Below are 11,461 nucleotides of genomic sequence, written 5' to 3' on the forward strand. Positions count from 1 at the left end.
CGTGCTTTAACCGCGTTGTAGGCGTGGCATGATCAGCGAATGAGCTGCGAATGAATCAAGCGAGGATCGGCGGATGTCAGCGTGGTTGACCATAGTGGGAATTGGAGAGGATGGCTGGCGCGGACTGAGCCGGGACGCGCGCCAGACGCTGCTCGCGGCCGATACGATTTTCGGCGGAGCGCGGCATCTCACTTTGCTGCCAACCCGCATAGGCGGCGAACGTTGCGCATGGCCGGTGCCGTTCACCATTGCCCCCGTTCTTGAGCGCCGCCATGAAAAGCAACGGGTGTGCGTGCTGGCGAGTGGCGACCCGATGCTATTCGGCGTAGGCAGCACGTTCGCCCGCGAACTGCCCGCCGATGAGTTCAGCGTTCTGCCCGCGCCGTCTTCGTTGTCGCTTGCCGCGGCGCGCTTGCACTGGCCTCTGCAGGACGTCGCGGTGGTGTCGCTGGTCGGGCGGCCGGTCGCGGCGCTAGAAACGCAGCTTCATCCCGGTGCGCGCCTGTTCGTTCTCAGCAGTGGCGCATCGAGTCCCGCTGCCGTTGCCGAGTTGCTGACAAAGCGCGGTTTCGGCGCCAGCCACCTGAGTGTGTTCGAGCACCTGGGTGGCGAGCAGGAGCGGCGTATCGATCGCGTGGCCTGCGCGTGGACGGCGAGCGACGTGGCGGCGCTGAATCTGGTGGCAATCGAATGCATCGCAGAGAGCCATGCGCGGCGCTTGCCTCTGACGCCGGGTCTTCCCGACAACGCGTATCACCACGACGGCCAGCTCACCAAGCGCGATGTCCGCGCGATCACGCTGTCGCGGCTCGCGCCCGAGCCGGGAGAATTGCTGTGGGACGTGGGCGCGGGATGCGGGTCGATCGGTATTGAATGGATGCGCTCGCACACGGGCTGCCGTGCCATCGCGATCGAAGCGGACAGTGGGCGTCAACGCCTGATCGAACACAATCGCGATGCGCTTGGCGTGCCCGGACTGCAACTGGTCGAGGGCGAAGCACCGGGCGCGTTGGCAGGACTTCCCGAGCCCGATGCTATTTTTATAGGCGGTGGCGTGACTGCGCCGGACATGCTCGAGACGTGCTGGTCTCGTCTGAAGAAAGGCGGTCGGATGATCGTCAACGCCGTCACGATCCAGAGCGAGGTAACACTGGTGGCGTGGCGCGTGCTTCATGGCGGCGAGATGACGCGTATCGGCGTTGCCCATGCGCAGCCGCTAGGCGCCTTCGATGCCTGGCGTCAGGCGCTCCCCATTACGCTGCTGCATGCTGTTAAACCATGACGCTGATCGGTTATCGCCATGCGTGACGAAACGCCCGAACAGCCCGCGCCGCTACGCACCGGACTGACCACGGGTAGTTGCGCGACCGCGACGTCGCTTGCGGCGGCGCGGTTGCTGCTTGCGGGCCGGGTCAGCGAGCACGCAGACATTACGTTGCCGAAGGGGCAACAGGTCGTGATGCCGCTCGTGTTCTGCCGTCTCGCCGGAGACAGTCAAGCAGAAGCGGGCACCGTGAAAGACGCCGGCGATGATCCCGACGTCACCCATGGCGCAATCGTCTTTGCACGCGTACGTTTGCTCAGTGAACCGGGCGTCCGTTTTCTCGCGGGACCGGGAGTGGGCACCATCACGCGCGCCGGACTGGCGCTTCCCATAGGTGAGCCCGCCATCAATCCTGTGCCGCGCAAGATGATGACCGATCACCTTTCGGCGCTGGCAGAAGAACATAACTACGGCGGTGGCTTCGAAGTGAGCATCGGCGTGGAAGACGGCGCCGAACTCGCACTCAAGACGATGAATCCGCGCTTGGGGATTGTCGGGGGTTTATCGATTCTCGGCACGACTGGCATTGTCCGGCCGTTTTCCTGCTCGGCTTATATTGCTTCAATTCATCAAGGTATCGATGTTGCCCGCGCGAATGGTTACGCTCACATAGCCGCGTGCACGGGCAATCAGAGCGAGGACGCCATGCGTCTTCGCTACAACTTGCCGGACATCGCGCTCATTGAAATGGGCGACTTCGTGGGCGCTGTGCTCAAGCATTTGCGACGTGCACCGGTCGAGAAGTTGAGCCTGTGCGGCGGCTTCGGCAAGATCAGCAAGCTGGCCGCGGGACATATGGATCTGCATAGCCGGAACTCGAGCATCGATCTGCCGCAGCTAGCCGCGTGGGCCGCGAGCGCGGGAGCCGGCACCACCCTGCAACAGGCAATGCGTGATGCCAACACGAGCCAGGAAGCGCTGCTGCTGGCTCACGAGCAGGGAGTGCCGCTCGGTCATATCGTCTGCGAGCATGCGCGGCAATTTGCGTTGAGCGTGGTGCCGGAAGGTATCGGCGTGGAGTGTTTTGCGATCGACCGGCAGGGGCGCATCGTGGGGGCTGCGCAATGAAAAGGGTCTTGTTGTTGGGCGGCACTGGCGACGCATTGACCATCGCGCGACGGCTCGGTCCCGATCACGTCTATAGTCTTGCCGGACTAGGCCGCATACCGGGCGATCTCTTCTGCAGTGTGCGCGTGGGCGGCTTTGGCGGGATTGACGGGTTAAAGGCCTTCATTGAAGCGCAATCGATCAGCTTGATCGTCGATGCAACGCATCCTTACGCCGCGCAAATGAGCCGTCACGCGAGCGCGGTGAGTGCGTTGAAAAGCATGCCATGCTGGGCGCTTCGGCGTGCACCGTGGCAACCGCAAAGCGGTGACGCGTGGCGTGAGGCTGCCGACTTCTCGTCCATCCTCGACGCCATCGCGCCTTACCACCATCCGCTCTGGACGCTCGGCCGAGAACCGCTTTCGCATCTCGACGAGATTGCCCCATCGCAACACTGGACCATCCGGTGCCTCGACTCGCATCCCGGCAACGCGCGAGCGACCATCATTGCTGCGCGTGGCCCTTTCTCGCTCGATGGCGAACGTGCGCTCTTCGATGCACAGCAAACCGATGTGCTCATCAGCAAGAACAGCGGCGGTGCGGCAACCGAGGCGAAACTGGCGGTCGCGCGGGAACGCGGCTTGCCCGTGGTCATGCTGCAGCGGCCCGGCTTACCCCCGGTCGAGCGCGAATTTTCCGATACAAGCTCGCTTCTGAACGCACTCGAAGCATGGCTCCATCCGCATCCACTTTTCGATAAAACCCCTTAAATGACGGTCTATTTCATTGGCGCCGGACCCGGAGATCCCGAACTCATCACGGTGAAGGGGCAACGCCTCATTCGCGCGTGCCCGGTCATCCTGTATGCCGGATCGCTCGTGCCGGAAGCTGTGTTGAGCGGGCATAGCGCGCAAAGCGTGGTGAATACGGCGGATCTTCACCTCGATGAAATTGTCGCGTTGCTCGAAGCCGCGCACGCTAAAGGGCAAGACGTCGCGCGTGTACATTCCGGCGATCCGTCCTTGTATGGCGCAATCGGCGAACAGATCAGGCGTCTGAATACGCTCGCGATACCGTACGAAATCGTGCCTGGCGTAACGGCGGCAGCGGCCTGTGCTGCGTCGCTTGGCTGTGAATTCACCTTGCCCGGCATCTCGCAGACGGTGATCCTCACGCGCTTCGCCACGAAGACATCGATGCCCGAAGGCGAGCAACTTACCGATCTCGCGCGCCATCGCGCGACCATGGCGATCCACCTTGGCGTGCGCCATATCGAACGGATTGTCACTGACCTGATTCCGCATTACGGCGCTCAGTGCCCCGTGGCGGTGATCTTCCGGGCAAGCTGGCCTGACGAAGAGAAAGTCCTGGGCACCCTCGCCGATATCGCGGGAAAAGTGCTTGAAAAAGGTATCGAAAGGACAGCGCTGATCGTGGTCGGGTATGTGCTGAATGCGGAAGGTTTTACGGACTCGTCGTTGTATCGCAAGCCAGTCTGAGCCAGGTGCCACGTGCCATGCGCGATCTCGACACCGTTTTCAACGCCTTGTCGCATTCGAATTTTCGAATGCGTTTCCGGCTTGGCATACGCGAGCAAGCGTATCTGCGCGAGCACGGCATGACGGAAGTGATCGGCCACGCGCGTGAGCTGATCACGCGGCGGCTTGCACCCGAGCAACCGCCAAACGACGGCAAGCAGACGCCGTTTCGAGGCCACCCGGTATTTATCGCGCAGCACGCCACAGCGACTTGCTGCCGGAGTTGCCTCGCCAAGTGGCATGGCATACAAGCGGGGAAACAACTGGACGATGACGAACGGGATCACGTCGTGCAAGCAATCGAGCGCTGGCTGAAGGCGCAAAAAGTGACTGGCACCGATAAACCGCCGCGTCAGCCTGACTTGCCGTTCTGATAAGAAAACGCCGCGCGGCGAGTTCAGGTTTTGAGCCGCGCGGCGTTTTCGACTTATCGCGCCATCACTGCAAAGCGCGTTTCTTTTTCGCTCTTCTCGACAGCATGTTCAGCCCCTCGACCAGCGCCGAGAACGCCATCGCCGCGTAAATGTAGCCTTTCGGTACATGCGACCCGAAGCCTTCGGCGACGAGCGTCATCCCGATCACGAGCAGGAAGCCGAGCGCGAGCATCACGACAGTCGGGTTCCTTTCGATGAAACGCGACAGCGGTCCAGCGGCGAACATCATCACTGAAACGGCCCCGATCACCGCGACAAACATGATGGGAATGTGTTCCGTCATGCCAACGGCGGTCACGATGCTGTCGATGGAAAACACGAGATCCAGCACCAGGATCTGGCCGATCGCGGACCACGGCGTGAGTGTCGAAGTCTTCCCGACACCGCTGCCATTTTCGCCTTCGCCCGAGACGTGATGATGGATCTCGGTGGTCGCTTTCCACACGAGGAACGCACCGCCGGCAATAAGGATCAGGTCGCGCCACGAGAAGTCATGGCCGAAAGCGGTGAAGATCGGCGCGGTCAGGCGCACGATCAGCGCGACCGTGCCGAGCAGGCCAAGCCGCATCACCAGCGCCAGCCCGATGCCGAGCCGCTGAACGCGCGCCCGGTGCGCTTCGGGCAATTTGTTCGTAAGAATGGAAATGAAGATCAGGTTGTCAATGCCGAGCACGACTTCCATGACAAGCAGCGTCGCCAGTGCGGCCCATGCGCCGGGGTCACTTGCCAATGCAACTAAATAGTCCATGAGATCCGAGGGTCTTGGGAAAGTGGGAAGAAACGGTTTAGTCGCCTGCCCGGCGGCCGATCGCGATGATACGTGACGCGCCAAGCAAAAGTGAAAGCTTAATGAAATAATTGAGAGCGGCGCAGAGCCAAAAAGTTCGCCGGACGGGGCGGTGGCGTCGACCGATCGATCTAAATGGTGCGTCGCGCAAATGCGGGTAAACTCTAGTGCTGCTCGTCGTGCCGAACCCACGCGTACTTTAGCCGGAACCGTACGTAAGGCGGCGCCCCCAAAATCTTCGCTGCTTGTGTCCAGCGGTATTTTTCAGGTTCCACATGCAGGGAAAATCGCAACGCCTGGTCGAACTGGATTTTTTTCGGGGTCTCGTGCTGCTGGTGATCGTAGTCGATCACATTGGCGGCAGCATGCTTTCCCGTGTGACGCTGCACGCGTTCGCGCTCAACGACGCCGCGGAAGTGTTTGTCTTTCTCGGCGGCTTCGCCACAGCCACGGCCTATGTGTCAATGGCCGCCCGTCGCTCGGAATCCGCCGCCCGGGCACGGTTTTTCCGTCGAGCGTTCGAGATCTACCGCGCGTTTGTCGTGACCGCCGTCCTCATGTTGCTGACGAGTTTCTTGTTGCGGCCGTTTTTCGGCAGCGCGCCGAATCTTGCTATCGCCGACCTGGACAGCTTTCTCGCTGCGCCGTTCACGGCGATCACTGACGTGCTGCTCTTGCGCCGTCAGCCATATTTATCGTCCGTGCTGCCCATGTATGCGTTCTTCGCGCTGGCCGTGCCGTTTGTCTTGCCGCTGGCGCGTAGCAAGCCGTGGCTTCTGCTCGGTGCAAGTGTCGCGCTGTGGGCCGTGGCGGCGCCTGTTGCCGAGTATTTGCCATCGGCGGACGACTTGCTGTGGGACTTCAATCCTGCCGCGTGGCAGTTGATGTTCGTTCTCGGCGTGCTCGCGTGCTGCCAGCCTGTCTATCAGCGAGTGAGTTCGTACCGGTTCGGCTGGGTTGTCAGCGTCGCCGCGCTCGCGATCGTCGCGGGCATGGCGTATTACAAGTTGCTCGTGCTCCCCGTTTCCCTCGATGGCGATCTAAAGCGCAATCTGGCCGGCGTGCGCATCGTCAATTTCTTGAGTATTGCCTGGCTTGCAAGCGACCTGGCACGCCGTGGAGTGGTGAAACAGATTGCGCGGCGTTTGCCGTGGGTCGGCGCGGTCGGCCGGGATGGCCTTGTGTGTTTCGTGGCGGGCGCGGTGATTTCGCTGACGGTCGATTCAGTGTTGTTCACGCTCACCAACGGGCTGATCGACGTTCCGCTGGGTCTTGCTGCCGATGCTCTCGCGTTGGGCCTGTTGCTCGCGATTCCACATCGCCAGCGTGTCTTCGATGCAATGCGTTCAAGGCCGGTAGTGCCTGTGTCGAAGAGAGAAGGGGAGCGCCGCGCGGTTCGATGAGCGGCGGGGACGGCCTCGCCACTCACTAGGCAAAAACGCGACTAACGGTCTGCGCCGTCCGCATCTGCGTGCTGCGCAGGACGTCGTTAGATCCAAGCGGTCCTCATAAAAAGACGCCCGCTTCTCAATTTCTCCTGGTCACCCGTGCTCTTCGGCGCGAACCTGAGACTTTTATATAACGATAGGTTTTAAACCCGCTCCGCGAGTTCACACCGCTGGGTGTTACCGGCCGCAACGCATCGGAGTTCTGTCGGCGTCACGCCGAAGCGACGGTGAATGGCGCGGCTGAAGTGCGACTGGCTGGAAAATCCCCAACGGAAAGCGATTTCCCCGGTACTGCAATGGCGCAACCGGGGATTGACGAGGTCCGCGTGAGCTTTGCCAATTCTTTGTGACCAGATGTAGGCGCTCAGCGAGGTATCGTCAGCGGCAAGAATCCGGTTCATATGGCGGACGGACATTCCCACTGCCTTGGCGATTGCATCGGGCGTGAGTTCGGCGTCGCCCAGATGGTCGGCAACATACTGTTTTATTGTCAGCAAGTACGACATCGACGACACCGAACTCGACGCGCCGTGAAGACGGCAGCGCAGCATGGAGCTGAGCAGCGTCTGGACTCGCTCTTCGAATGCCGGCGCAGCGTATTCCGATTGCTCCAGCAGGAACTGAAGGATAGTCGCGCGCAGCGTCGTACCGAGCATCGACGCAACGCCTGTGAGCGGCGGCAACAACAGCGGCAGGCGATCAGCGCCGTCGCCTGCGCAGGACGCGAACCTGCCTGCCGGCAGGTCGATCAGCAACTGCCGCGTCGTGGACACGAACCCGAATACATAAGGCTTGCGCGTGTCGTAGACGATCGTCTCGCCCGCGCTGACCGTGATGCATTGTCCGCTCTGTACAAAATAGCCTTGTCCCTCTATAAGACAGCACGCGAACACCGAATGCTTCGGGAACTGTCGCGTGAGTGCAGGGCTGCGCTCGACCGAATGTTCGTTGCCTCGAATATCCGCGATACCGAGACAGGACAACGTGTAATTCGACTGCGTGGCATTCAGCCCGTTGTCCGACAGGGACGAGCATCGAAAGCCAACCAGCGTCCGTGCGTTGTAGTCATCCCAATAATCGAGCCGCTCGTTTTGGGGAAGGCGCAGGGTCGAGGCCTGCGTCATGAGGGTTGTACGTGAGCGTTCCATGTTGCTTGTCTCCAGTTCGGCCGTCTCTATAGCGGCCATTTTCTGTTGTGCCTCCTACCGGTAATACAGCCTGGCCGACGCGCGTCCCGCCGGGTCAACGAACGCGTCCGCGTTGGTCAATTGCTTTGTCACTTGCTCCGATACATTGACGACACCCCCTTTCAGGAGTCGAGAAATGATAACCAAAGCAAGTCACGAATTCTGGCGCGATATCACGCCGATTGCCAATCCGTTTAAGCCCGATGCCAAGCCCGAGGTCTACATTCCCGACGCCGCCTCCGACGATCCGCGCTTATATGTTCCGTTCACCGATACGGTGTCCTCAAGACCGCTCTGGATCTCACCGTCGGCGAACAAATGGTGCGACATCCTGACGGCGACATCGGCGGGCCTCGTCAACCGACACTACCATCCGCACGAAGTTTTCGCTTACACAATCTCGGGCAAATGGGGCTATCTCGAACACGACTGGACCGCGACTCGCGGCGATTTCGTGTACGAATCGCCCGGCGAAGGACACACGCTGGTTGCGTTCGAGCACGAAGAACCTATGAGGGTTTTCTTCATCGTCTCGGGCCCGCTGATCTGGCTCGACGAGAACGGCGAGACAACCGGCTATTTCGATGTGCATTCGTACATCGAGATGTGCCGGAACCACTACGAGAAAGTGGGACTCGGCGCGGCCGCTGTCGACAAGTTGTTTCGATAAGCCTACCGAAAAAAACACGCTGCACAGGAGACACTCAATGCGACGCACCCTGGCCCCGAGTGACGAAAACAGACTGCTGGCCATATTGTTCATGACGGTCGGCTTTGTTTTCTTTGACCGTCTCGCCCTGTCGTTTCTCTTCCCGTTCATGTCGGCCGAGTTGAAACTCACACACGCCGAGTTAGGGATGGCGTCGTCGGTGCTCTCGTTGACGTGGGCCCTATCCGGCACCCTCGCAGGCGCATGGTCCGACGTCCATGGCCGCCGTAAATCGCTGCTCGTCGGAGCGGTGCTCGGCTTCTCTTTTTTCTCGGCCGCGTCCGGGCTGATTGGCGGGTTCGCCGGCCTGATCGCTTTCCGGGCATTGATGGGTATTGCAGAAGGGCCCGTCTTGCCGATATCGCAGTCATTGATGATCGACAGTTCATCGCCGGCACGGCGCGGCCTGAACATGGGTTTGTTGCAAGGATCGTCGGCAGGGTTGCTCGGGGCCATGATCGGACCACCGGTGGTCGTGCATATCGCCATGACATACGGCTGGCGTCAGGCGTTCTATTTATCGTGTATTCCCGGCGTCTTGATTGCGGCCGCCATCTGGCGCTGGGTGCGCGAGTCGCCTCGCGACGATCAGGCCGTCGCCAAGCCTGCGGCGAGGATCCGTTACCGCACCTTGCTGTTGCATCGGAACGTGATGTTGTGCGCGTTAATAAGCTGCCTGTTCGTGACCTGGTTCGTCGTGATCGTTTCGTTTGCGCCCAGTTTTTTGATCGAGGCGAAACACTACACCGCTGCGCAAATGAGCCTTGTCATGAGCTGTCTCGGCGCCGCGTGGGTGATATGGGGCTTTGCTGTGCCCGCGCTGTCGGACCGTATCGGCCGCAAGCCCGCCATGGTGATCTTTGCGTTAATTTCGGCCTGTTGTCCGGTTACGTTCATGCAGGTTGCATCACCGCTTGCGCTGGGCTTGCTGATGCTCGCGACATACACCGGTCTCGGCTGCTTTACGCTCTTCATGTCCACGATACCGGCTGAAACGGTGCCGCCGGCCGCAATGGCAAGCACGCTCGGATTGATCATGGGCGTGGGCGAACTGATCGGAGGGTTTGTTGCGCCAACTGCTGCCGGCTTTGCAGCGGATCGTTACGGCTTGTTCGTGACCATGTGGATCGCGGCAGGCGGCGCGCTGCTTGCCGGTGTGGCGTCCATGTTTCTAATCGAAACAGCGCCTGCCGCCCTTGCGCGCCGTCCCCAGGTATTGACGCAGTTCGCCCAGCGGAGTGACGCATGAACACGTTGATGAAAGCATTGCAGTGGCATGGCCCACGCGATATCCGCCTGACGCGCATTGCGGTGCCCTCTCCGGGACCTGACGATGTATTGATTGAAGTCGCCTACTGCGGCATTTGCGGTAGCGACCTTCACGAATATGAAAACGGTCCGCATGCCATTCCGGTCGTGATTCCGCATGTGTTGTCGGGCCGGATCGCACCGCTGACGCTAGGCCATGAGTTTTGTGGCACGGTGAGGGAGGTGGGGGCGAATGTGCGCGACTTGAGCGTTGGCGAGCGCGTCGGCGTTGAACCTGAGTATCGCTGCAGCCGTTGCCGTTACTGCCAGATTGGCGACTACAACTTGTGCAACTCCATGGGCTTTGCCGGCTTGATGGGCGACGGCGGCATGGCTGAGTATGTGGTTACGCCGGCGTATATGCTTCATCGACTGCCGGACAGCGTTTCGTTTGTCCAGGCTGCCGTGCTGGAGCCCGCGGCAGTTGCGCTTCATGCCCTGCGGCGCAGCGCGCTACGGATTGGCGGCACGTGCGCGGCGTTCGGCTTGGGCCCTATCGGCATCTTGCTGGTGATGCTGGCGCGGTTGCAAGGAGCGTCGTCTATTGTTGCGGTCGATGTTTCGCCTGAACGTCTCGCCGCGGCAGCCCGTCTCGGCGCGACTGACGTCATTGATGCACGCAGTGTGAGTGCTGGCGAGATTGCATCGATGGTTCGTGTGATGACTGGGGGTGGGGTCGACGTGAGCTTCGAGGCGGCGGGTCTTCAGGAGACCTTTGAAGGCGCGCTGCAATCGCTGCGCAAAGGGGGCGAGACGGTCATGGTGGGACTGATGCAGCGAGCCGGATTTGATGCATTTCGGGTGGTGAATGACGAGCTTTCGATTAGGTCGAGTGTGGGGTATCGGCATGTTTATCCGGACTTGATACGGCTCGTTGAAGCGGGTGCGATCGACTTGAGTGCGATCGTGACGAAGACGGTTTCGCTCGAACGAGCGGTGGTTGACGGGTTTGACGTGCTGACAAGGGATAAACGGCAGATCAAGGTTTTGATCGCGCCGGGTGGAGTGGAGGGGCTCAGGCGAATGGGAGCGTGACGGGGGTTTGGATTTTCATGGAAGCGGGTGTGTCTATGGCAGTGGAATGCGCCGTTGCAAATGCCGGGAAGATTGACCGATCGGAGCCGTTAAGTGTGGCCGATGCATGGAGGTAGGCACGTGAAGCTGCCCGAGGGCGAGCGACCTCGCTGCCACCCGCGCGGGCGCAGGGGATCGGAGCACCCGCGAGCGTGACGCCTGCTGACTCGGAATCCAGCGAACTATGAATAGCCACTCGGCCATTAGGCCCTTCGTGAAGACGGCTCGCGATTCCTGTATTAGGGCAGATAAATAAGCCTCCTCCCGAAAACCCTCACCTATCTAAACCCGGCTAAAAGCCAAAAGGCGTCCTCGCGGACGCCTTTTGGCGTTCATGAACGCGCTCGCTTCACCCCGGCCCACGCACCATTCCGCAATTAAGAATTCTCAATTTTGTCCTAATTCTTTAAGAGAGTTCCGAGGGGCATCGGAGGCACCCCGTCTTAATATTCATTCACTCGCAGACGAACCGGTTCATCGCCTCTCACACGAATCCAGACGATGAAAAAAAAGGTGGCTCGCACTGCGCGGTCGGCATCGACTGGGATAGGAATCCTAAGCGCCGCACGTGTCTACAAAACCTCATTCATTTCTCTATTGGAAAC

The 11,461-nt window shown here is 60.5% G+C and carries 11 protein-coding genes; 9 read left to right on the forward strand and 2 right to left on the reverse strand.

The features are described from left to right. The first annotated feature begins 73 nt into the window (after window positions 1-73). The 5 genes from FH08_RS0128990 to FH08_RS0129010 are packed head-to-tail and all read left to right on the forward strand — an operon-like array spanning window position 74 to window position 4,283. Complete coding sequence (locus FH08_RS0128990; RefSeq protein WP_031361709.1) at window positions 74-1,282, forward strand: bifunctional cobalt-precorrin-7 (C(5))-methyltransferase/cobalt-precorrin-6B (C(15))-methyltransferase; 1,209 nt, start codon at window positions 74-76, stop codon at window positions 1,280-1,282. A gap of 18 nt (window positions 1,283-1,300) precedes the next feature. Then, window positions 1,301-2,392 (forward strand): cobalt-precorrin-5B (C(1))-methyltransferase, encoded by a 1,092-nt coding sequence (locus FH08_RS0128995; RefSeq protein ID WP_031361710.1) that lies wholly within the window; start codon window positions 1,301-1,303, stop codon window positions 2,390-2,392. Further along, window positions 2,389-3,141, forward strand: coding sequence for a cobalt-precorrin-6A reductase (locus FH08_RS0129000; protein WP_031361711.1), 753 nt, complete (start codon window positions 2,389-2,391; stop codon window positions 3,139-3,141). The genes FH08_RS0128995 and FH08_RS0129000 overlap by 4 nt, the downstream gene beginning before the upstream one ends. After that, the gene (cobM, locus tag FH08_RS0129005; protein WP_031361712.1) at window positions 3,142-3,870 is read left to right on the forward strand and encodes a precorrin-4 C(11)-methyltransferase; all 729 of its coding nucleotides are present in this window, start codon (window positions 3,142-3,144) and stop codon (window positions 3,868-3,870) included. It abuts the gene before it with no gap. A gap of 17 nt (window positions 3,871-3,887) precedes the next feature. After that, on the forward strand, window positions 3,888-4,283 hold the full coding sequence (locus FH08_RS0129010) for a DUF4186 domain-containing protein (protein ID WP_051888620.1): 396 nt from the start codon (window positions 3,888-3,890) through the stop codon (window positions 4,281-4,283). Window positions 4,284-4,347: 64 nt separating this feature from the next. On the opposite strand, the gene FH08_RS0129015 is transcribed toward FH08_RS0129010, so the two are convergent. Then, a complete protein-coding gene (locus FH08_RS0129015; RefSeq protein ID WP_031361714.1) occupies window positions 4,348-5,091 on the reverse strand; it encodes a TerC family protein in 744 nt (247 codons plus the stop codon). Window positions 5,092-5,405: 314 nt separating this feature from the next. Between FH08_RS0129015 and FH08_RS0129020 the strand changes: the two genes are divergently transcribed. Next, window positions 5,406-6,533 carry an OpgC domain-containing protein gene (locus FH08_RS0129020; protein WP_051888621.1) on the forward strand — a complete coding sequence of 376 codons (1,128 nt, stop codon included), beginning with the start codon at window positions 5,406-5,408 and terminating at the stop codon, window positions 6,531-6,533. Between the two features lie 188 nt (window positions 6,534-6,721). Here FH08_RS0129020 and FH08_RS0129025 read toward each other — a convergent pair whose 3' ends face one another. Beyond that, complete coding sequence (locus tag FH08_RS0129025; RefSeq protein WP_051888622.1) at window positions 6,722-7,726, reverse strand: helix-turn-helix domain-containing protein; 1,005 nt, start codon at window positions 7,724-7,726, stop codon at window positions 6,722-6,724. 175 nt (window positions 7,727-7,901) lie between these two features. On the opposite strand from FH08_RS0129025, the gene FH08_RS0129030 reads away from it, so the two are divergent. From FH08_RS0129030 to FH08_RS0129040, 3 genes are read left to right on the forward strand one after another with little or no spacing between them, the layout of a single operon-like run. Beyond that, on the forward strand, window positions 7,902-8,435 hold the full coding sequence (locus FH08_RS0129030) for a 2,4'-dihydroxyacetophenone dioxygenase family protein (protein WP_031361717.1): 534 nt from the start codon (window positions 7,902-7,904) through the stop codon (window positions 8,433-8,435). A 37-nt stretch (window positions 8,436-8,472) separates the two neighbouring features. Beyond that, window positions 8,473-9,723 carry an MFS transporter gene (locus FH08_RS0129035; RefSeq protein WP_031361718.1) on the forward strand — a complete coding sequence of 417 codons (1,251 nt, stop codon included), beginning with the start codon at window positions 8,473-8,475 and terminating at the stop codon, window positions 9,721-9,723. Window positions 9,724-9,731: 8 nt separating this feature from the next. Further along, on the forward strand, window positions 9,732-10,817 hold the full coding sequence (locus FH08_RS0129040) for a 2,3-butanediol dehydrogenase (protein WP_051888625.1): 1,086 nt from the start codon (window positions 9,732-9,734) through the stop codon (window positions 10,815-10,817). Window positions 10,818-11,461 lie beyond the last annotated feature (644 nt).

It is taken from the genome of Caballeronia sordidicola (genome assembly GCF_000729995.1).
In the GTDB taxonomy this organism is placed as follows: Bacteria; Pseudomonadota; Gammaproteobacteria; order Burkholderiales; family Burkholderiaceae; genus Caballeronia; species Caballeronia sordidicola_A.

Coding starts and splice junctions, on each gene's coding strand:
- cobM (WP_031361712.1), top strand. CDS start 3,142: ATGACGGTCTATTTCATTGGCGCCGGACCCGGAGATCCCGAACTCATC.
- FH08_RS0129030 (WP_031361717.1), top strand. CDS start 7,902: ATGATAACCAAAGCAAGTCACGAATTCTGGCGCGATATCACGCCGATT.
- FH08_RS0129015 (WP_031361714.1), bottom strand. CDS start 5,091: ATGGACTATTTAGTTGCATTGGCAAGTGACCCCGGCGCATGGGCCGCA.
- FH08_RS0128995 (WP_031361710.1), top strand. CDS start 1,301: ATGCGTGACGAAACGCCCGAACAGCCCGCGCCGCTACGCACCGGACTG.
- FH08_RS0129025 (WP_051888622.1), bottom strand. CDS start 7,726: ATGGAACGCTCACGTACAACCCTCATGACGCAGGCCTCGACCCTGCGC.
- FH08_RS0129010 (WP_051888620.1), top strand. CDS start 3,888: ATGCGCGATCTCGACACCGTTTTCAACGCCTTGTCGCATTCGAATTTT.
- FH08_RS0129035 (WP_031361718.1), top strand. CDS start 8,473: ATGCGACGCACCCTGGCCCCGAGTGACGAAAACAGACTGCTGGCCATA.
- FH08_RS0129020 (WP_051888621.1), top strand. CDS start 5,406: ATGCAGGGAAAATCGCAACGCCTGGTCGAACTGGATTTTTTTCGGGGT.
- FH08_RS0128990 (WP_031361709.1), top strand. CDS start 74: ATGTCAGCGTGGTTGACCATAGTGGGAATTGGAGAGGATGGCTGGCGC.
- FH08_RS0129040 (WP_051888625.1), top strand. CDS start 9,732: ATGAAAGCATTGCAGTGGCATGGCCCACGCGATATCCGCCTGACGCGC.
- FH08_RS0129000 (WP_031361711.1), top strand. CDS start 2,389: ATGAAAAGGGTCTTGTTGTTGGGCGGCACTGGCGACGCATTGACCATC.